Source organism: Modestobacter sp. SYSU DS0511, from assembly GCF_054050755.1.
In genome coordinates this window covers 15,485-35,705 of record NZ_JBJGZY010000016.1, presented here as the reverse complement: position 1 = coordinate 35,705, position 20,221 = coordinate 15,485, and the positions used below count along the sequence as shown (strand labels likewise).

General features: G+C 73.4%; 16 protein-coding genes. 3 read left to right on the top strand and 13 right to left on the bottom strand.

Going from position 1 to position 20,221, the window contains the following annotated elements; all coding sequences use genetic code 11:
* Nucleotides 1-14 precede the first annotated feature (14 nt).
* The 3 genes from ACI783_RS10065 to ACI783_RS10055 all read right to left on the bottom strand — a co-directional run bounded on the left by ACI783_RS10065 (nucleotide 15) and on the right by ACI783_RS10055 (nucleotide 4,198).
* Nucleotides 15-1,946 carry an alpha/beta hydrolase gene (locus ACI783_RS10065; protein WP_457140321.1) on the bottom strand — a complete coding sequence of 644 codons (1,932 nt, stop codon included), beginning with the start codon at nucleotides 1,944-1,946 and terminating at the stop codon, nucleotides 15-17.
* A gap of 117 nt (nucleotides 1,947-2,063) precedes the next feature.
* Complete coding sequence (locus tag ACI783_RS10060; protein ID WP_457140320.1) at nucleotides 2,064-3,347, bottom strand: APC family permease; 1,284 nt, start codon at nucleotides 3,345-3,347, stop codon at nucleotides 2,064-2,066.
* Between the two features lie 119 nt (nucleotides 3,348-3,466).
* Nucleotides 3,467-4,198 (bottom strand): zf-HC2 domain-containing protein, encoded by a 732-nt coding sequence (locus ACI783_RS10055; protein WP_457140319.1) that lies wholly within the window; start codon nucleotides 4,196-4,198, stop codon nucleotides 3,467-3,469.
* Between the two features lie 39 nt (nucleotides 4,199-4,237).
* Here ACI783_RS10055 and ACI783_RS10050 point away from each other — a divergent pair, with 39 nt between their 5' ends.
* On the top strand, nucleotides 4,238-4,792 hold the full coding sequence (locus ACI783_RS10050; protein WP_457140318.1) for a sigma-70 family RNA polymerase sigma factor: 555 nt from the start codon (nucleotides 4,238-4,240) through the stop codon (nucleotides 4,790-4,792).
* 4 nt (nucleotides 4,793-4,796) lie between these two features.
* On the opposite strand, the gene ACI783_RS10045 is transcribed toward ACI783_RS10050, so the two are convergent.
* The 3 genes from ACI783_RS10045 to ACI783_RS10035 form a co-directional block, all read right to left on the bottom strand.
* A complete protein-coding gene (locus tag ACI783_RS10045) occupies nucleotides 4,797-5,585 on the bottom strand; it encodes a DUF4184 family protein (RefSeq protein WP_457140317.1) in 789 nt (262 codons plus the stop codon).
* A gap of 49 nt (nucleotides 5,586-5,634) precedes the next feature.
* On the bottom strand, nucleotides 5,635-6,612 hold the full coding sequence (locus tag ACI783_RS10040; RefSeq protein ID WP_457140316.1) for a cytochrome c oxidase assembly protein: 978 nt from the start codon (nucleotides 6,610-6,612) through the stop codon (nucleotides 5,635-5,637).
* Between the two features lie 85 nt (nucleotides 6,613-6,697).
* The gene (locus tag ACI783_RS10035) at nucleotides 6,698-7,633 is read right to left on the bottom strand and encodes a DUF5926 family protein (protein ID WP_457140315.1); all 936 of its coding nucleotides are present in this window, start codon (nucleotides 7,631-7,633) and stop codon (nucleotides 6,698-6,700) included.
* 50 nt (nucleotides 7,634-7,683) lie between these two features.
* Here ACI783_RS10035 and ACI783_RS10030 point away from each other — a divergent pair, with 50 nt between their 5' ends.
* Nucleotides 7,684-8,892 (top strand): cytochrome P450, encoded by a 1,209-nt coding sequence (locus ACI783_RS10030; protein WP_457140314.1) that lies wholly within the window; start codon nucleotides 7,684-7,686, stop codon nucleotides 8,890-8,892.
* Between the two features lie 195 nt (nucleotides 8,893-9,087).
* Entirely contained in the window at nucleotides 9,088-10,650 is a 1,563-nt protein-coding gene (locus ACI783_RS10025; RefSeq protein WP_457140313.1) for a tannase/feruloyl esterase family alpha/beta hydrolase, read from the top strand.
* Between the two features lie 139 nt (nucleotides 10,651-10,789).
* Here ACI783_RS10025 and araA read toward each other — a convergent pair whose 3' ends face one another.
* The 7 genes from araA to chvE form a co-directional block, all read right to left on the bottom strand.
* Entirely contained in the window at nucleotides 10,790-12,292 is a 1,503-nt protein-coding gene (gene araA, locus ACI783_RS10020) for an L-arabinose isomerase (RefSeq protein ID WP_457140312.1), read from the bottom strand.
* Between the two features lie 29 nt (nucleotides 12,293-12,321).
* Complete coding sequence (locus ACI783_RS10015) at nucleotides 12,322-13,014, bottom strand: L-ribulose-5-phosphate 4-epimerase (protein WP_457140311.1); 693 nt, start codon at nucleotides 13,012-13,014, stop codon at nucleotides 12,322-12,324.
* Nucleotides 13,011-14,675: a xylulokinase gene (locus tag ACI783_RS10010; protein ID WP_457140310.1), complete on the bottom strand. Its 1,665-nt coding sequence runs from the start codon at nucleotides 14,673-14,675 to the stop codon at nucleotides 13,011-13,013. Before ACI783_RS10010 ends, ACI783_RS10015 begins: the two co-directional genes overlap by 4 nt.
* Before the next feature lie 160 nt (nucleotides 14,676-14,835).
* A complete protein-coding gene (locus tag ACI783_RS10005) occupies nucleotides 14,836-15,831 on the bottom strand; it encodes a LacI family DNA-binding transcriptional regulator (RefSeq protein ID WP_457140309.1) in 996 nt (331 codons plus the stop codon).
* 120 nt (nucleotides 15,832-15,951) lie between these two features.
* Nucleotides 15,952-17,217 carry a multiple monosaccharide ABC transporter permease gene (gene mmsB / locus ACI783_RS10000; RefSeq protein ID WP_457140308.1) on the bottom strand — a complete coding sequence of 422 codons (1,266 nt, stop codon included), beginning with the start codon at nucleotides 17,215-17,217 and terminating at the stop codon, nucleotides 15,952-15,954.
* Nucleotides 17,214-18,773 (bottom strand): multiple monosaccharide ABC transporter ATP-binding protein, encoded by a 1,560-nt coding sequence (mmsA, locus tag ACI783_RS09995; protein WP_457140307.1) that lies wholly within the window; start codon nucleotides 18,771-18,773, stop codon nucleotides 17,214-17,216. Before mmsA ends, mmsB begins: the two co-directional genes overlap by 4 nt.
* Before the next feature lie 165 nt (nucleotides 18,774-18,938).
* The gene (chvE, locus tag ACI783_RS09990; RefSeq protein ID WP_457140306.1) at nucleotides 18,939-20,090 is read right to left on the bottom strand and encodes a multiple monosaccharide ABC transporter substrate-binding protein; all 1,152 of its coding nucleotides are present in this window, start codon (nucleotides 20,088-20,090) and stop codon (nucleotides 18,939-18,941) included.
* Nucleotides 20,091-20,221 lie beyond the last annotated feature (131 nt).

The following is a 20,221-nucleotide window of genomic DNA, read 5'->3' as shown; positions in this document are numbered from 1 at the left end:
GCCCCGCCCGACCGTCAGGCCCCCGGGTCGAACGCCTCGACGGCGGGGAGGAAGGCCTGCTCCCGGTAGACGTCGCTGCGCTCCGGGCTCGCGGTCAGCTGCACCACGGCCAGGCCCGCGTCCGTCTCGGCGAGGGCGAGGTCGACCCGCTGACCCAGGTCGTCGAGCCGGTAGAGGTCCCAGGTGGCCGACGCCGTCTCCAGCTGGTCCACCGGCTCGACCGGGTCGCCGGAGCCCAGCTGCGCCGCCAGCTGCTGCAGCACCTGGTCGGCCGTCGCGCCGGGCACCACCTGCTGCACCAGCGAGACCAGGGGTGACTGCTGGAACGCGCCGGGGAGCACCTCCGACCACCCGTCGGGCCGGACCCCGGTGAGGCCCAGCTCCTCACTCTCCCAGTCCGTCATCTCCACCTGCGTGCCCTCCGCGGTCCACGCGGGGGTCTCGACGTCGTCGACGCAGGAGGTGTCCGGCTCGCTGCCCGGGTCGGCGAGGAACTCCCGGGTCAGCTGCACCGCGCACTCGTGCGTGCCCACCGAGCCGTGCCCGGTGGCGGGGAACTCGACGTAGACGGCGTTGCCCAGCTCGTCGGCCAGCTGCTCGCCCCACCGCGGCGGGGTGATCGGGTCGAGCTCCCCGGCCAGCACCAGGGTGGGGAGGTCGCTGCTCAGCGCCTCGTTCTCGGCGGGGCCTGGCTCGCCGGCGTCCCAGCTGGCGCAGACGTCGAAGATGCCCGGCCCCATCGTGGGCGTGCTGGCGAAGAAGCTCTCGACCAGCGGGTGCTCGGCGACCGCGTCCGCCACCGCGTCCGGGTCGCTGAAGCTGACCTCCTCCTCGCACTGCACGGCCAGCTGCTGGCCGACGCTCACCATGTCCAGCTGCTGGGTGAAGGCGGTGAGCAGCAGGCCGATGGTGCCGAACTCGTCGCTCGCCGCGGCCTCGATGACCTCGGGCAGGAACGGGATCAGCTCGGTCGAGTACATGCTCTGGAAGAGGAAGCCCACGAAGCCGGCGCCGTCCAGCGGGCTCTCCACCCGCTCACCGGTGGTCGGGTCGAGCACCGTGACCGGAACGGGTGCCGCGTCGAGCTCCGCGACGAGGTCGGTGACCGTCTGCTCCAGGTCGGGGTACCGCTCGGCGCACCCGGCGTCGGCCGCGCACGCGGCGAACAGCGCATCGATCGCCCGGGCCGCGTTGCCCGGCGTCTCCTCGTAGAGGTCGGCGTCGATCGGGTAGGAGGCGTCGAGCACCACCGACCGGATGCCCTCGGGGGTGTCGCGCATGGCGGTCTGCGCCAGCCGGGTGCCGTAGGAGATCCCGTAGAGGTTCCACTCCTCGTGGCCCAGCGCGCGGCGCAGGTCGTCGAGGTCGGCGGCGGAGGCCGAGCTGTCGTAGTCGGCGAAGTCGACGCCCTCGTCGACCAGCCGCTGCCGGCACTCCTCCAGCGAGGCGGCCGCCTGCTCCGCGAGCTCCTCGACCGGCTCTTCCGACCCCAGCGACTCCCGCACCCAGGAGCTGTACTCGTCGCAGGCCAGCGACGGCTCGGTCAGCCCGGTGCCGCGCTGGTCGAGGACGACCAGGTCCCGGTCCTGGGTGAGCGGCTCGTACAGCTCGCCGAACGCCAGCGGCACGAACTCCAGCGCCCCCTGGCCCGGCCCGCCGGAGAGGTAGACGAGCGGGTCCTCGGCCGGGTCGTCGGCCTGCGCGGCGACGACGCCGAAGGCGAGGCTGATCGTCCCCGAGTCCGGGTCGGCCCGGTCGGCCGGCACCTCGAGGGTGCCGCACTCGATGTCGACCCCGGCCGGCACGTCGAACTCGCAGGCGCCCCACTCGACCTCGCGGGCCGGTGCGCTCGACGCCGCGGCGTCCTCGCCGTCGTCGCCCGAGCCGGTGCACCCGGCCACCAGGAGCAGCAGGGCGAGCGGCACAGCCGACAGACGACTCTTCACGTGGTCACTCTCCGCGCTCGACGACAGGCTGCTGTTCGCTGGTGCCCCGGACCCCCGCACCGAGGAGGCCGGTGATCACCACGGGCAGTCAACCAGGCCCGGCGGCCGCCCACCGGGTCACGCGGCCCGTCGTTCCCGGGAGACGCGCACCAGGCGGGCCACGGCGCCGACCGCCAGCACTGCGGCGCCGACCGCGATGGCGCTCGGCGGCAGGGTGACCACGAGAACGACGCAGCCGACCGCACCGAACACCTGCAGTGCGCGGGGGAACCGGCGGTGCGAGCGGTCCTGGGTGAACGCCGAGGCGTTGGCGATCAGGTAGTACAGCAGCACACCGAAGGAGGAGAACCCGATCGCGCCGCGCAGGTCGACGGTGAGCACCAGCAGGCACACCACGACGGCGAGGGCCACCTCGGTGCGGTGCGGCACGGAGTACCGCGGGTGCACGGCCGCGAGCCAGCCCGGCAGGTCGCGTTCCCGGGCCATCGCCAGGCTGGTCCGCCCGATGCCGGCGATCAGCGCGAGCAGCGCACCGAGCGCCGCGGCCGCGCCCCCGATCCGGACCACCGGCGCCGCCGCCGACCAGCTGCCCGCGTCGACCGCGGCCGCCAACGGTGCCGCCGTCGCCGCCGTCCCGTCGGGGCCGAGCACCGCCAGCAGGGTGACCGCCACGACCGCGTAGACGGCGACCGCCAGGCCCAGGGCGAGCTGGATCGCCCGCGGGATGGTCCGTGCGGGGTCGCGCACCTCCTCGCCCATCGTCGCGATCCGCGCGTAGCCGGCGAAGGCGAAGAACAGCAGGCCGGCCGACTGCAGCACGCCGTACCAGCCGCCGCTGACGCCGTCCCAGGGGCTGACCTGCGACCACGTCGGCGAGCCACCGACCAGGCTGGCCAGCACGACGACGGTCAGCGCGGTGAGCACCACGGTGACGATCACCCGGGTCAGCCGGGCGGTGCGGGTGACTCCGCAGTAGTTGACCGCGGCCAGCGCGGCGACGGCGGCCACCGCCACCGGGCGCTGCCAGCCGTCGGGCGCCGCGTAGGCGGCGAAGGTCAGCGCCATCGCCGCGCAGCTCGCCGTCTTGCCGATGACGAAGCCCCAGCCGGCGAGGAACCCCCACCACGGCCCCAGCCGCTCCCGGCCGTACACGTAGGTGCCACCGGAGGCCGGGTACTGCGCGGCGAGCTGCGCCGAGGCGGTCGCGTTGGCGTAGGCGACCAGCCCGGCGAGGAGCAGGCCGATCAGCAGACCGGCGCCGGCCGCCTGCGCCGCCGGCGCGAACGCGGCGAACACCCCCGCCCCGATCATCGAGCCCAGGCCGATGACGACGGCGTCGCCGGTGCCCAGCCGGCGGGCGAGGGCGCCGGTCCCCGGCGACGAGTCCCTGGGGGTGCTCATGGCCCCGGAAGCGTAGGGAGGCCAGGTGAACGCCGGGTGTCACATGATCACCTCGGGTCCAGCGGGGCCACCGGTCGCGAATGGCCCGGCTCAGCCCGAGGTGATCATGGGCGGTGACGTCAGGCCGCGCGCTGCTCGGCCACCGGCTCGGTCGGTAGCGAACGGACGGCAGCGCGGTGCACCGTCGTCCCGACGCCTCCGGACCCGCCCCGGGCGGGAAGCCGGCCGGCCCACTCGCGGACGGCGCCCACCGGCCCGCGGCCGGGGGTGCGGGCGCGCCACGCCAGCGCGCTGACCAGGACGGCGCCGCCGACCAGCGGCAGGTGCGCCCCGGCCCGGCCGGCGTGCACGTGGCCGGCGCCGAGATCGGCGAGGGTCACCCCCACGAGCACCGCGGTGAAGGAGAGGAGGAACGGCAGCGCGCCGGCGGCCAGCCGGGGCCGGGCGGCGACCACCAGGAAGCAGGCGGCCAGGCCCAGGTTCCAGGCGCCGGTCTCGTGCGCCAGGTGCACCGGTGCGCTCGTCCCCGCACCGAGGAACGCCGGCAGGCTGACCGCGAGCTGACCGGCGCCCACCGCGAGCAGGGCCAGCCGCAGCGCGGCGTCCACCCAGCTCCGCCGCACGCGGGCCGCCGGCAGCCGGCCGAGCACCGCCGCGGTCACGTCGGGCACTGAGGCAGCCGGCGCGAGCCGGGCCCGGCGGGTCACCTCCGCGGCCGCCTCCGCCCAGCCGCGGCAGGCCGCGCAGCCGGCCAGGTGCTCGTCGACCCAGCGCTGGGGCATGCCCGGGTCCTCGCCGTCCAGACCCGCCGAGATCGCCTCACGAAAGGGAACGCACCGCACGACTGGCATAGTCGCCGCCGGCAGTCGCAGGGTTCCCGGAGGGTGGTCGTGGAGCAGCTGGAACGGCTCGCGGCCCGGGCGGCAGCGGGCGACGGCGCCGCGCAGGCGGCGTTCGTGCGCGAGACGCAGGCCGAGGTGTGGCGGCTGTGCGCCCACCTGGCCGACCGCCAGGTGGCCGAGGACCTCACCCAGGAGACCTACCTGCGGGCGCTGCCGGCGCTGGCCCGGTTCGAGGGCCGCTCGAGCGTGCGCACCTGGCTGCTGTCGATCGCCCGCCGGGTGTGCGCCGACCACCTGCGCTCGAGGAGGCGCCGCCGGCTGGTGCTGGTCGACGACGACACCGACCTGGGCGACCTGGTGCGCGACGCCCCGGCCGACGAGGTGGGCGGCACGGTCGCCGCGCAGGACGTGCTCGACCGGCTCGACCCCGAGCGGCGGGAGGCGTTCGTCCTCACCCAGCTGATCGGGCTGCCCTACGCCGAGGCCGCGGAGGTCGTCGGCTGCCCGGTGGGCACCATCCGCTCCCGGGTCGCCCGGGCCCGCGCCGACCTGGTCGAGGCGCTGGTCGCCGCCGACCACCCCCGCACCCGCCGCCCCTCCTGACCGCTCAGGAGTTCTGGGCGGCGGGCTCGGAAGCGGAGCGCAGCCGGAACAGGTGCCAGGCGACGGCGTACAGCACCAGCGCCACCAGGAGCGCCGTCCCGCCGTCGACGAGGAACGTCCGCAGCTCCGCCTCGGCCACCCCGGCCCAGTCCACAGCGCCCTCCAGCCGGTAGGCCTCCCGGAACTCCGGCAGCATCCGGAACCCCGAGACCGCCCCGGCCAGCACCGCCACCACCCCGAGCAGCGCCGGGACGACGACGCGCACCGTCCGGGGCAGCAGCACGGCGGCCGGGACGGGCGACGGCGGGGCCGCGCGCCACCAGCGGACCAGCCACCACAGCAGCGCCCCGCCGCCGAGCACGGTGAACGCGACCTCCAGTCGCAGCGACCACGGGGCCCCGGGGGCGCGGGTCACGTCGTCCCACAGCACGTGGCTGGCCGCCCCGACCACGAGCGAGACGGCGATCGAGGCCAGCGCCACCGGGCTGCGCCAGCGGAACCCGCGTGCGGCGGGGACGGCACGTCCCGCGGCGGCCGGCGGCAGCAGCGCCAGCAGCGGGCGCTTCACCACCACCTGGAACGCGGCGAGCAGCACCAGCCCGATGAGCGGGTCGAGCCACAGGACGGAGGTGAGCTCGTGGCTCAGCGTGAGGTTGTAGTCACCGCCGAGCCACTGCAGCGAGACGTAGTAGGGCAGGTCCGGCGCCACCGACCCGGCGACCAGCGCGGAGGGCACCAGCGGGGTGCGCAGCAGCGGCAGGACGACGGCGGGGTGGGCCAGGGTGAACGGCACACGCGCACCCTAGGGTCGGCGCCACCCGGCGGCCCGCAAGCGGACGGGGTCAGGGGTTCTGGGCGGCGAGGCGGCGCAGGCGCTCGTTGTAGGCGGTCAGCTCCGGGTCCTCGCCGCTCTCCCCCCGGGCGATCGCCCGCTCCCGGGCCCGGTCGGCGGCCCGGTTGGCCCGCTCCTCCGACCGGGTCCACTGGAAGAACACCACGGCGAGCACCAGCACGGTCGGGAACTCCCCGAAGGACCAGGCGATGCCGCCGGCCGCGCCCTGGTCGTAGAGCGGGTCGACGCCCCAGGACTCCGGCGGGTTCGCGTAGCTGGTCAGCAGCAGGCCACTGCTCATCATCACGATCACACCGAAGAAGGCGTGGAAGGGCGCGGGCAGCAGCAGCTCCAGCATCCGGCCGCCGTGGCCGGAGCGGCGCGGCCACGGGTCGATGGCCAGGATCGGGCCGAAGAACAGCAACCCGGTGACCAGGAAGTGCAGCAGCATGAAGGTGTGCCCGGGCACCGTCGACATCAGGTCGTCGAAGATCGGCGTGAAGTAGACGCCGTAGAGGCTGGCGATGAACAGCGGCACGGTGAACAGCGGGTGCGACAGCGCGCGGCCCAGCCTGCTGTGCAGCGCCGAGAGCACCAGCCGCCGGGGCATCCCGGCGGTGCCGGGGGACGCCGGCAGGGCCCGCAGCGCGAGGGTGACCGGCGCACCCCCGAGCAACAGCAGCGGGCTGATCATGGTCAGCACCATGTGCTGGACCATGTGCAGGCTGAACAACCCCATGCCGTAGGTCTGCAGCCCGCTGGCGCAGACGTAGAACGTGGTGGCGCAGCCGGCGAACCAGGAGGCGGTGCGCAGCGGCGACCACCGGACGCCGCGGGCGTGCAGCCGCCACAGACCGACGCCGTAGACCAGGGCGAGCAGCACGGCCAGCCAGGCCACGGGGGAGGCCCCGCCCAGGTCCAGCGCCAGCACCCGGCCCGTGGTCGGCGGCAGCTCCGGCAGGTGCATCCCGCCGTGCTCGTGGTCCACGTTCGTCCTCCTCAGCCGTGCCGTGCGGGCACCACGGTATGCCTCCGGGTGCCGCCGCGGCCGCGGGCCACGGCGGCACCCGGGTCTACCGGAGGGTGACCTGGCGGGAGAGGAGACCCGCGCGGGCCCGCCGCTCGTCGGCGGTCAGCGGGGTGTCGACGGCGAGCGCCGCCGTCAGCCGGGTCTGCAGCTCGGCAGCCGGGGCCGCCCAGTCGGCACCGGGGACGTCGGCGGGCACGTCCCACACCGGGACGACGAGGCCGAGAGCGCGGAAGGCGCCGGCGTACCGGGTGTCCTCCCCCAGCGTCAGCTGGCCGGCGGCCGCCAGCCGGGCCAGGGCGTCCAGCAGCGGCTCCTCGGCCTCGGGCCGCGCCCAGCGCACGTGCGCCCGGTCGACCGAGGGACGGCACCAGTACGCGGCCTCCAGACCCTCGAGCCGGACGGTCGGCATGACCATCTCGTTGGCCTGCTGCAGGCCGGCCTGGGCGGCCGGGTTCGGCTCGGCGCCCTCGAGCCAGAAGCCGAAGTCGTCGTGGACGGTGACCTCCATCGGCGCGCTGGTGTCCAGCAGCTCCTGCAGCCGCGGTCCGGCGGACCCGGCGGCGCCGATCGGGCCCGGGTCGACCGGTGCGCCCGCCGGGGCCTCCAGCGCGGCGGCCAGCGCCGTGCCCAGGTCGCGGCTGACGTCGTCGGAGGAGGTGGGCAGCTGGACGCCGAGCAGGATCTCGCCGTTGGCGCGCACCAGCGCGGGGGTGCCACCGGGCAGCACGCTGGCCAGCGTCACCTCCCGGCCGTCGGTGGTGCGCAGCTTCGCGGTGGCGGCCGGCACCAGCTCGCGCAGCGCGACCCAGTCGGCCTCGCCCGTCAGGCCCTCGAAGGGACGGCGCACCGGCGCCGCGTAGCCGGAGCCGTGGCAGTGCTTGTACCGCCGGCCGGAGCCGCACGGGCACGGGGCCTTCGGGTTGATCTCGCCGTCGGCGGCCGGGGCGGCGGGACGGCTGCGGGATGCGGAACGGGCCATGCTGCGAGGGTAGGAGACTCCTCGGGCGCCAACTCGCTAGAGTCACTCCAGTGACGCTGGCTGCTGCTCCCCTGGACCTGGCCGACCCGGCCGTGGTCGCCGACCCGTACCCCACCTTCGCGCGAGCGCGGGCCGTCGCGCCGGTGCAGTGGGACGCGGGCCTCGGCATGTGGCTGGCCTTCACCCACGCCGAGGCCAACGCGGTGCTGCGCGACCGGCGGCTGGGCCGCATCTGGCGCGACAAGGCGCCCGCCGAGCGGTTCGACCAGTTCAACCTGATCCACCGCAACGCGATCCTGGAGATGGAGCCGCCGGAGCACACCCGGCTGCGCCGGCTGATCAGCGCCGCGTTCGCCCGCGGGCACGTCGAGCGGCTGCGCCCGTGGGTGCAGGAGCTGGCCGACTCCCTGGTCGACGAGCTGGTCGAGCGGTCGGCCGGGTCGGCACCGGTCGACGTCCTGTCCGGGATGAGCGAGGAGCTGCCGGTGGCGGTGATCGCCGAGCTGCTCGGCGTCCCGGCCGCCGACCGGCCGCTGCTGCGGCCGTGGTCCAACGCGATCGTGAAGATGTACGAGTACGGCCGGACGACGGCCATCGAGGACGACGCCGAGCGGGCCGCCGCCGAGTTCGTCACCTACCTGCGCGAGCTGGCGCACCTGCGCCGCCGCACCCCGGGCGAGGACCTGCTCACCCACCTGGTCACCGTGCGCGACTCCGACGGCGACCGGCTGACCGAGGACGAGCTGGTCACCACCTGCATCCTGCTGCTCAACGCCGGCCACGAGGCGACGGTGAACGTCAGCGGCAACGGCCTGCTCGCCCTGCTGGAGCACCCCGACCAGCTGCGGCGGCTCCGCGAGGACCCGGCGCTGCTGCCCACCGCGATCGAGGAGCTCATGCGCTTCGACTCGCCGCTGCAGCTGTTCGAGCGCACCGCCACCGCCGACGTGGCGATCGGCGGGGTCACCGTCGCCGAGGGGCAGCGGATCGCCGCCCTGCTGGGCAGCGCCAACCGCGACCCCGCCGTCTTCGCCGAGCCGGACACCCTCGACGTCGGGCGCACGGACAACCCGCACATCTCCTTCGGCGCCGGGGTGCACTTCTGCATCGGCGCGCCGCTGGCCCGGGTCGAGCTGCAGGCCTCCTTCGGTGCACTGCTGTCCCGCACGTCGTCGCTGGAGCTGGGCGCGCGACCGCAGCGCCGGCCGGAGTTCGTGATGCGCGGGCTGGCCGACCTGCCCGTCGTCCTCACCGCCTGACCGCTCCCCGGAAGACGGTATGGCCACGGTCACACCCCCGTGCCACACTCGCGCATCGGGAAGTTGGCTGACGCACAGGAGCTCCGCGGACGCCGCGGGTGGCGCCGGCGCAGCCGAGGTCCGGCGACGAGCTCGCGAGGAGCGGACAGGCACATGGGGCATCGACGACACCGGCCGGCACGGGCACTGACGATCATGGCGGCTCTGGCGCTGGGGGTGGGCCTGATGTCGGTGCCCGCCGCCAGTGCCCACCCACGCACGCCGCCCCCGCCGCCCCCGCCGGCGAAGGCCTGCGCGGACCTCACCACCGAGTCGCTCGGTCTGCCGAACACCACCGTCGACTCCGCCGTCGAGGACCCCGGCGACGAGACCACCCCGGCGTCCTGCCGGGTGCAGCTCACCGTCACCCACCCGCCGGCCGACGACGCGGTCACGGTGTGGGTGCACCTGCCCACCACCACCTGGAACGGCCGCTTCCAGGCGATGGGCGGTGGCGGGTTCAGCGGCGGGTCACCGGAGTCCCTGCTGGCGCCGCTGCGGGACGGCTACGCCACCGCGGCCACGGACGCCGGGCACACCGGCGCGACGGCGGACTTCGCGCTGAACCCCGACCGCACGCTGAACTGGCAGCGGATCCGCGACTTCGGGCACGTCGGCGTGCACGACATGACCGTCATCGCCAAGGCCGTCATCACCGCCTTCTACGGCCGGGGCCCCGAGTACTCCTACTGGAACGGCTGCTCCACCGGCGGCCGGCAGGGGCTGATGGAGGCGCAGCGGTACCCCGACGACTACGACGGCGTGCTGGCCGGCGCCCCGGTGATCAACTACCCGCAGATGCAGACCGGCCAGATGTGGGGCCAGGTCGTGATGCTCGAGGAGCAGAACCCGGTCGCGCCGTGCAGGTTCGCCGCCGCCCTCGAGGCCACGATCGCCGCCTGCGACGAGGTCGGCGACGGTGTGGTCGACGGGGTCATCGGCGACCCGCTGGCCTGCGACTTCGACCTCGGCCAGCTGATCGGCACCCAGACCGACTGCGGGGAGATCACCGCGGCCGACGTCGAGGTGATGCGGCGGATCGGTGAGGGGCCGCGCGGGCAGGACGGCAGCTTCCTCTGGTACGGCCTGGCGCCCGGCACCCCCTACGCCGGCCTCAACGACGTCGTGGAGGTCGACGGGCAGCTGGTCGGCCAGCCGTTCGTCTACGACCTGTGGTGGTTCGGGCTGTTCCTCGCCCAGGACCCGGAGTGGGACTGGCGGACGCTGACCTACCCCGCGTTCGAGGCGTTCTTCGCCCAGGCCGTGGAGATGTACGGGAACGTGTTCGGCGCCGACGACCCCGACCTGTCCGCGTTCGCCGAGCGCGGCGGCAAGGCGCTGCTGTGGCACGGGGCGGCCGACTTCGGCGTGCCGTTCCAGGGCACGGTCGACTACTACGAGCGGGTGCGTGAGCTGTTCGGGGCCAAGCGCACCGACCAGTTCCTCCGGCTGTTCCTCGCCCCGGGCGTCGGCCACTGCGGCGGCGGCGCCGGCCCGCAACCGACCGGCCAGTTCGAGGCGCTGGTCGACTGGGTCGAGCACGGAAAGGCCCCGAGGACGCTCGACGCGCAGGTGGTCGACGACGACGGCACGGTCGTGCAGACCCGCCCGCTGTGCGCCTACCCGGAGGTGGCCCGGCTGACCGGGCACCGCGACCCGGCCGAGGCACGCAGCTACCGGTGCGCCGAGGGCACCCGGCTGGACCCGGCTCCCCGCTGACGCCTGCCGCCCACCCAGGCACAGGAGGCTCTGCCCCCGGTTCCTGGCCTGGAACCGGGTGCAGAGCCTCCTGTGCCTCGTCGTGGAGCCCGGCCACCCGCCGCCGCACGGGGGGAACGGCGACGAGCGGCCGGGGGTCTCAGAGGCGCTGGTTGAGCCGGTGGTAGGCCGCGCTCCAGCGCAGCTCCTTGGCCAGCGAGCGCCGGGTGGTGTCGGCGTCGATGAGCACCAGCTCGGTGCCGAACACCTCCGCCAGGTCGGTCAGCTCGTCGGCGCCGAGCTGGGTGGTGAGCACCGTGTGGTGCGGGCCGCCGGCGGTGAGCCACCCCTCGGTCGCCGTCTCGAAGTCCGGCCGCGGTGCCCAGACGGCCCGGGCGACGGGCAGGTTGGGCAGCGCCTCGGCGGGCTCGACGACGTCGATCTCGTTGGCCACCCAGCGGAACCGGTCACCCAGGTCCGACCAGCCGATGGTGACCCCGGCGCCGGGCGCGGCGGTGAACACCAGCCGGGCCGGGTCCTCGCGGCCGCCGATCCCGAGCGGGTGCACCTCCAGGCGCGGCTTCTCCCCGGTGATCGTCGGGCACACCTCGAGCATGTGGGCGCCGAGGATCGTCGGCCGGTCGGCCGCCAGGTCGTAGGTGTAGTCCTCCATGAAGGAGGTGCCGCCGGGCAGCCCGGCGCCGGCGACCTTGAGCACCCGCAGCAGGGCGGAGGTCTTCCAGTCGCCCTCACCGCCGAACCCGTACCCGTCGGCCATCAGGCGCTGGACGGCGAGGCCGGGCAGCTGACGCAGCCCGCCGAGGTCCTCGAAGTTGGTGGTGAACGCGCCGAAGCCACCCTCGGTCAGGAACTGGCGCAGCGCCACCTCGATCCGCGCCTGGTAGCGGACGCTGTGGTGCCGGTCGCCGCCGGGGCGCAGGTCGGCGTCCATCTCGTACAGGTCGGCGTACTCGGCGATCACCGCGTCGACGGCCGGCTCGGCCACCCGCTCCACCGCGGCCACCAGGTCGTTGACACCCCAGGTGTTCACCGACATGCCGAAGCGGATCTCCGCCTCGACCTTGTCGCCCTCGGTCACCGCGACGTCCCGCATGTTGTCGCCGAACCGGGCGAGCTTCAGCCCGCGGGCCTCGGCCGCGCCTGCGGCGGCCCGCACCCAGGAGCCCACCCGCCGGGCGACCCGCGGGTTGCTGACGTGGCCGGCGACCGTGGTCCGCGGCGTGCGCAGCCGGGTGAGCATGAACCCGTACTCCCGGTCACCGTGGGCGGCCTGGTTGAGGTTCATGAAGTCCATGTCGATCGTCGCCCACGGCAGGGCGGCGTCGGCCTGGGTGTGCAGGTGCAGCAGCGGCTTGCGCAGCGCGTCCAGACCGGGGATCCACATCTTCGCCGGGGAGAAGGTGTGCATCCAGGTGATGACGCCGATGCAGGACGGCGTCTCGTTGGCCTCGCCCATCAGCCGGCGGATGGCGCCGGCGTCGGTGAGCACCGGCTTCCAGACCACCCGCACCGGGACGTCGGACGACCCGTCGAGGGCGGCCGCCACCCGCTGGGACTGCTCGGCCACCTGCTGCAGGGTCTCCTCGCCGTACAGCCCCTGGCTGCCGGTGAGGAACCAGACCTCGTTGTCCTCGAATGCCACGTACAGGTCCTTACCTCGGGGCCGGCGCGTCAGCGCTGGCCGTAGACGTTCTGGTAGCGCGCGTAGAGCGAGTCGATGTCCGCCTGCGCGATCGGGACGGGTTCCCCCAGCTGACGGGAGAGGTGCACGGTGCGGGCGACGTCCTCGGTCATGACCGCCGCCTTCACCGCCGCCTTCGCCGATGCGCCGATGGTGAAGACGCCGTGGTTCTTCATCAGCACCGCCGGCGAGCGGTGCCCCTGCAGCGTCGCGACGATGCCCTGACCGATGGAGTCGTCGCCGATCAGCGCGAACGGCCCGACCGGGATCGGCCCGCCGAACTCGTCGGCCATCGCGGTCAGCACGCAGGGGATCTCCTCGTGCCGGGCCGCCCAGGCCGCGGCGTAGGTGCTGTGCGTGTGCACCTGGCCGTTGACCTCGGGCATGTTCCGGTAGACGTAGGCGTGCGCGTCGGTGTCCGACGACGGCGCCTTCACCCCGTCGACGGCGTTGCCGTCGAGGTCGCAGACGGTGATGCCCTCCCAGGTCAGCTCGTCGTACTCGACGCCGCTGCCCTTGATGACGAACAGGTCCTCGCCCGGCACCCGCTCGGAGACGTTCCCGGAGGTCCAGGTGACCAGCTCGTAGCGGGTGAGGTACGAGTGCAGGTGGGCGACGTGCTCGCGCTGCGCGCGGTGGGTGCCCCGCTCGGTGCGGGCCTGCGGGTCGGCGGTGGCGGTCATGCCGGCTGCTCCTCGGTCAGGGGTGCGGAGGTGGTGTCGGACGGCTCGGTCGGCTGGGAGCCGGTGGCCACGTGCTGGACGGCGGCGCGCTCGACCGGGAGCCCGGCGACGTACCGCTGCATGAAGGCGTCGAAGCCCGCGACGTCGGCCGGGTCGGGCTCGGCGGTCACCAGGCTCGTGCCGGCGAAGACCGCGGTGTCCAGGTAGTCGGGCAGGCTCTGCTCCGGCGCCCGCCCGGTGGCGAAGGCGGCCAGGACGGCGATGCCCCAGGCACCCCCCTCCGCGGCGACGTCGCCGACGGCGACCGGCGTGTCGATCGCGGCGGCCAGGAACCGCTGGGCCACGCCGGCGGTCTTGAACATGCCGCCGTGGGCGAACATCCGGTCCAGCCGCACGCCCTCGGCCTTCTGCAGCACGTCCATGCCGATGCGCAGCGTGGCCAGCGAGGAGAACAGGTGCGTGCGCATGAAGGTGCCCAGGTCGAGCCGGCTGTCGGGGGACCGCAGGAAGAGCGGGCGGCCCTCCTCGAGGTCGGTGATCGGCTCGCCGGAGAGGTAGTTGTAGGCGAGCATCCCGCCGCAGTCGGCGGCCCCGTCCAGCGCAGCCGTGAACAGGGTCGCGAAGACCTCCGCCGGGTCGGCCGGGGAGCCCAGCGCCCGGGCGAACTCGGCGAACAGACCGGCCCAGGCGTCCAGTTCGCTGGCTCCGTTGTTGCAGTGCACCATCGCCACCGGGTCGCCGGCCGGCGTGGTGACCAGGTCCAGCTCGCGGTGCACCCCGGCGAGCTCACCCTCGAGCACGACCATCGCGAAGATCGACGTCCCGGCGGAGACGTTGCCGGTGCGGGGCGCCACCGAGTTGGTGGCGACCATGCCGGTGCCCGCATCGCCCTCGGGCGGGCAGAGCGGGACGCCAGGGCGCAGCCGGCCGGTCGGGTCGAGCAGCTCCGCGCCCGCCGCGGTGAGCGTGCCGGCCGGCTGCCCGGCGACGGCGATGGCCGGCAGCAGCTCGGCGAGGGTGAGCTCCACCCCGGCCTCGGCGGCCAGCTGGTCGAACCGGGCCAGCATGGCGGCGTCGTAGCCGCCGGTGGCGGGGTCGATCGGGAACATGCCGCTGGCGTCCCCGATGCCGAGCACCTGCTCGCCGGTGAGCTGCCAGTGCACGTACCCGGCGAGGGTCGTCAGGTGGTCGAGCCGGCCGAGATGGTCCTCGCCGTCCAACACGGCCTGGTAGAGGTGCGCGACGCTCCACCGGTGCGGGATGTTGACCCCGAACTCCGCGCTGAGCCGCTCGGTCGCCCGGCCGGTGTTGGTGTTCCGCCAGGTGCGGAAGGGGGTGAGGAGCCGGCCCTCGGCGTCGAACGGCAGGTAGCCGTGCATCATCGCCGACACCCCGAGGGCACCGACTCCGGCGAGCTCCACCCCGTGGCGCTGCCGCACGTCGTCGGCCAGGGCCGAGACGCTCTGCTGCACGCCGGCCCAGACGGCGTCCAGCGAGTAGGTCCACAACCCGTCGACCAGCTGGTTCTCCCAGTCGGAGGCCCCGACGGCGAGCGGCGAGTGGTCGGGGCCGATCAGCACCGCCTTGATCCGGGTCGAGCCGAGCTCGATGCCCAGCGCCGTGCGGTTCGAGGTGATCGCTGCGACAGCGTCGATCGTCATGTCAGGAGTCCCTTCCGCCCATCGGTGACAGGCCTGGTCCCGTGATCTGGTGCCGATGATCCGGTCGACCGTGGGCCGCGGAACGTGAGTGGATTGTTAGCGCTAACAAAGGTTCGGTCAAGCCGCCCTCGCTCGCCGCGGTGGACCACGGGCCGGGCGCTCAGCGGACGGGTGCGGGGCCGGTCCTCCCCCGGACGACGAGGGCGGGCAGAACCGGCTGGGACTCGCTCTGCTCGCCCCGCAGCCGGGAGAGCACCAGCTGCACCCCGCGCCGGCCCAGCTCGGCGAAGTCCTGGCGCACCGTCGTCAGCGGCGGGGTGAAGTACGCCGCCTCCGGGATGTCGTCGAAGCCGACGACGCTCACGTCGCCGGGTACCGACAGCCCCGCCCGGTGCAGGGCGTTGAGCAGCCCGAGCGCCATCTGGTCGTTGGCCACGAAGACGGCGGTCACGTCCTCACCGGAGCGGGCCCGCCGGGCCAGCTCCAGCCCCGCGGCGTGCCCGGAGGACGCCAGCCAGTTGCCGTGCAGCAGGTCCGGCACCGGAGCGCCCACCTTCTCCAGCTCCGCCTGCCAGCCGATCACCCGCCCGCGGGCCTCCAGGGAGTCACCGGGGCCGGTCACGTGGTGCACCGTGTGGTGCCCCAGCGCGAGCAGGTGCCGGGTGGCCAGCGCCGCACCGACCTGCTGGTCGACCCAGACGGTGGGCCGGTTCTCGTCCCGGCCGACCTGCACCGCGATCAGCGGCACCGGCGACTCGAAACGCCGGAGCGCGTCCACCGCCTGGCCGTAGGTGGACAGCGCGACGACGGCGTCGACCGACTGGGCCACGAAGCGGTCGACCGCCTCGCGCATCGCCGCCTCGCTGTCCTCGTCCAGGATGGCGACGCCGAGGGAGTAGCCCGCGGCGCGCGCGGCCTTCTCCAGGCCCAGCAGCGTCTGCGCCGGGCCGTACTGGTTGATGTGCGAGATGACCAGACCCAGCGTCCGGGTCGAGCCGGTCACCAGGGCGCGGGCGGCGGTGTTGGGCCGGTAGCCCAGCTCCGCGATCGCCTGCAGCACCCGCGCCCTGGTGCCGGGGGCGACGTTGGGGTGGCCGTTGACCACCCGGGACACGGTCTGGTGGGAGACCCCCGCGTGCGCTGCCACGTCGGACATCGCCCGCGCTCGTGCCGGCCCTTGCGTCAGCACCGTCTCCCCCTCCCGTGGAGGTGGCTCCGCTGCCACCCCGGTCGCGGTGGTCCTCGCGCCGACGACGTCGGTGCGAGGACCCCGGCGTCAGCGCGAGGCGCCCGCCCGCCGCTTGTTGTAGACGTCGAAGGCCACCGCCAGCAACAGGACCAGCCCCTTGACCACCGACTGCAGCGACTGGTCGACGCCCATGATGGTCATGCCGTTGGTCATGACGGCCATGATCAGACCACCGACCATGGCCCCGACCACCGTGCCCACACCGCCGGTGACGGCGGCGCCGCCGATGAAGGCGGCCGCGATGGCGTCGAGCTCGAACATCTGGCCGGCGCTGGGCTGCGCCCCGTTCGACCGGGAGGAGAACACGATCCCGGCCACGGCGGCCAGGAAGCCCATGTTCACGAAGATCCAGAAGTTGACCGTCTTGACCTTCACCCCGGACAGCGTCGCCGCGGCGAGGTTGCCACCGATGGCGTACACCTGGCGGCCGAAGACGGTCCGCTTGGTGACCACGCCGTAGACCAGGATGAGCACCGCCAGGATGACCAGCACGTAGGGCAGGCCGCGGGCGGTGGCCAGCTTCCAGGCGAAGGCCATGACGACGGCGGCGACCGCCAGGATCTTCGCCACGAACAGCGGGAACGACTCGACGTCCTGGTCGTAGCGCAGCTGGGTCTGCCGGTTGCGGAACTGGGTGTAGGCGTAGACGACCACGGCGACGCCGAAGATCAGCAGCGTGAACGCGTCGTAGCCGTTGCCACCGATCAGCCCGTTGCTGAAGCCGGAGGCGATCTGGCCGTACTCGCGGGGGAACGGCGACAGGGAGACGTTGTCGAGCACCTGCAGGGTCAGGCCGCGGAACAGCAGCATGCCGGCCAGGGTCACGATGAAGGCCGGGATGCCGACGTAGGCCACCCAGAAGCCCTGCCAGGCCCCGATCGCCAGCCCGGTGGCCAGTGCGGCCAGCACGCCGACCCACCACGGGAGCCCCTCGCGGATCACCAGGACCGCGGAGACCGCGCCGGTGACCGCGACCACCGACCCGACCGACAGGTCGATGTGCCCCGCGATGATCACGATGACCATCCCGATCGCCAGGATCAGGATGTAGGAGTACTGCAGGACGATGTTGGTGACGTTGCCCGACGACAGCAGCCGGCCGTCGGTCAGGATCGTGAACAGCACCACGATCGCCACGAAGGCGATGTAGATGCCGCTGGTCCGCAGGTTGCGGGTGAACAGCGAGCGCACGTCGCTCGTCCCGCTCTTGCTCGCGACAGCGGGGGCGACGTCCTTGGGCGCGGTGGCCGACTGGGCCTCGGGCTCCGACGTCGGACCGACGGTGTGGGTCATCCGACCGGCTCCTTCTCCTGGGTCATGAGGGTCATGAGGCGTTCCTGGGTTGCTTCCCGCACGGGGAGCTGACCGGTGATGCGGCCGGCCGAGAGGGTGTAGACGCGGTCGCAGATGCCGAGCAGCTCGGGCAGCTCGGAGCTGATCACCACGACGGCCTTCCCGGCGGCCACGAGCCGGTTGATGATCGTGTAGATCTCGTACTTGGCGCCGACGTCGATGCCGCGGGTCGGCTCGTCGAGGATCAGCACGTCGGGGTCGGTGAGCAGCCACTTGCTCAGCACGACCTTCTGCTGGTTGCCCCCGGAGAGCTTGCCGACGACGGACAGCACGGACGGCGCCTTGATGTTCATCGACGTCCGGGACTCCTCCGCCGCCTTCGTCTCCTCGTTGGCGTCGACGAAACCACGGCGGGAGAGCTTGTCCAGCGCCGCGGCCGAGACGTTGCGCGTGATGTCGTCGATGAGGTTGAGGCCGTACTTCTTGCGGTCCTCGGTGGCGTAGGCGATGCCGGCGTCGATCGCCTCGGCGACGCTGCGGGCCGTGACCTCCCGGCCGTGCAGGAACAGGCGGCCCCCGACGTAGGTGCCGTAGGAACGGCCGAAGATGCTCATGGCGAGCTCGGTCCGCCCGGCACCCATCAGCCCGGCGATGCCGACCACCTCGCCGGCGCGCACGTCGAAGGAGGCGTGGTCGACGACGAGCCGGTCCTGGGTCGGGTGCTTGACCGTCCAGTCCTCGACCCGGAGCACCTCCTCCCCCGGGTGCGACTCGCGCGTGGGGTAGTAGGAGTCCAGGGTGCGGCCCACCATGCCGCTGATGATCCGGTCGACGGTCACGGCCGGGTCGGCCATGTCCAGCGTCTCGACGGTCTGGCCGTCCCGGATGATCGTGGTGTGGTCGGCGATCGCGTCGATCTCGTTGAGCTTGTGCGAGATGATGATCGAGGTGATCCCGCGCTCGCGCAGACCGCGGATCAGGCCGAGCAGGTGCGCGGAGTCGGTGTCGTTGAGCGCTGCGGTCGGCTCGTCCAGGATCAGCAGCTTCACGTCCTTGGAGAGCGCCTTGGCGATCTCCACCAGCTGCTGCTTGCCGACGCCGAGCTGGCCGACCGGGGTGGTCGGGTTCTCGTCCAGGCCCACCTGGCGGAGCAGGTCGGCGGCCTCGGCGTTGGCCTTGTTCCAGTCGATCAGGCCACCGCGACCGCGTCGCTCGTTGCCGAGGAAGATGTTCTCCGCGATCGACAGGTAGGGCACCAGGGCGAGCTCCTGGTGGATGATCACGATCCCCGCGTGCTCGGAGTCGCGGATGCCCCCGAACGAGCAGGGCTGCCCGTCGAAGAAGATCTCGCCGTCGTAGGTGCCGGCCGGGTACACCCCGGACAGCACCTTCATCAGGGTGGACTTGCCGGCGCCGTTCTCGCCGCAGATCGCGTGCACCTCACCGCGCTGCACGGCCAGCGTCACGTCCGACAGCGCCTTCACGCCCGGGAACGTCTTGGTGATGCTGCGCATCTCGAGGATGTGGTCGGCCATGGACTCCGTCGTCTCGTTCACTGGTGCTGGTGTGCCGGTGGCGCGGGCACGCCCGGGCAGGCGTGCCGCTGGGACGGCCGGGCCCGGCAGCGTGCGCCACCGGGCCCGGCCGCGGTCGGACCGGCCGGGGCCGGGCCGACCGCGTGGTGCGGGAGGCCGGGTCGACGCCCTCCCGCAACCAGCAGGTCAGTCGGCCTGACCGGACTCCACCTCGGACTGGGTGTAGTAACCGGAGTCGACGAGCACCGACTGGATGTTGTCGGCGTAGACCGTCTCGACCGGGAGCAGGTACGACGGCACGATCTTCATGCCGTTGTCGTAGGTCTCGGTGTCGTTGGCCTCGGGCTCCTCGCCCTCCAGGAACGCCTCGGCGGCGGCCACGGCCTGCTCGGCCAGCAGCCGGGTGTCCTTGAAGATGGTCGAGTGCTGCACGCCGTCGGCGATCAGCTTGATCGAGGCGATCTCGGCGTCCTGACCGGTGACGACCGGCAGCGGCCGCGGCTGCGAGTCGAGGGCCGGGCCGTAGCCGGCGTTCTGCAGGGCGGTGATGATGCCGCGCGAGATGCCGTCGTAGGGGGACAGCACGCCGTTGAGCTGGGTGTCACCGCTGTAGTTGGAGGTCAGCAGGGTCTCCATGCGCGACTGCGCGGTCTCCTGCTGCCAGCGGAGCGTGGCGGCCTGCTCGATGGTGGTCTGCCCGGAGGGGACGACCAGCGTGCCGTCGTCGATGAGCGGCTGGAGGACCGACATGGCGCCCTCCCAGAAGAAGAAGGCGTTGTTGTCGTCCAGCGAGCCGGCGAACAGCTCGATGTTGAACGGGCCGGTGGCCTCGCCGGGCGAGCCGTCGGGGTTCTGCAGGCCCAGGCCGACGAGCAGCGCGTTGGCCTGCGCCTCGCCGACGGCCTCGTTGTCGAACGTCACGTAGAAGTCGACGTTCTCGGTGTCGCGGATCAGCCGGTCGTACGAGATGACCTCGATGCCCTCGGCCGCTGCGGCCTCCAGCTGCGGGGCCAGCGCGGTTCCGTCGATCGCGGCGACGATCAGCAGGTCCACACCCTCGGTGATCATCTGGTCGATCTGGCGGGACTGGGTGGGGATGTCGTCACCGGCGTACTGCAGCTCGACCGTGTAACCAGCCTCTTCGAGCTGGGACTTCACGTTGTCGCCGTCGGCGATCCACCGCTCCGAGGTTTCGGTCGGCATCGCCACGCCGATGGTGAGGTCGCCCGGGTCCGCGTCCGCGGTGTCCGAGTTGCTGCCGGCGCCGCCGCCGCCGCAGGCGGTCAGACCAACGGCCAGCGCCGCCCCCAGGGCGGTCAGCTTGAGCTCCTTGCGCACTACATCTCCTCCTCGAGACGCTGCCAGCACCCGTGGGGCGGCAGGCCCGCGCCTGTGCGAGCCGAGACAGTGTGAGCGCTAACAACCCTGGTGCGTCAAGTTCGGTGACCCGATCGGTGGTCACGTTCCCG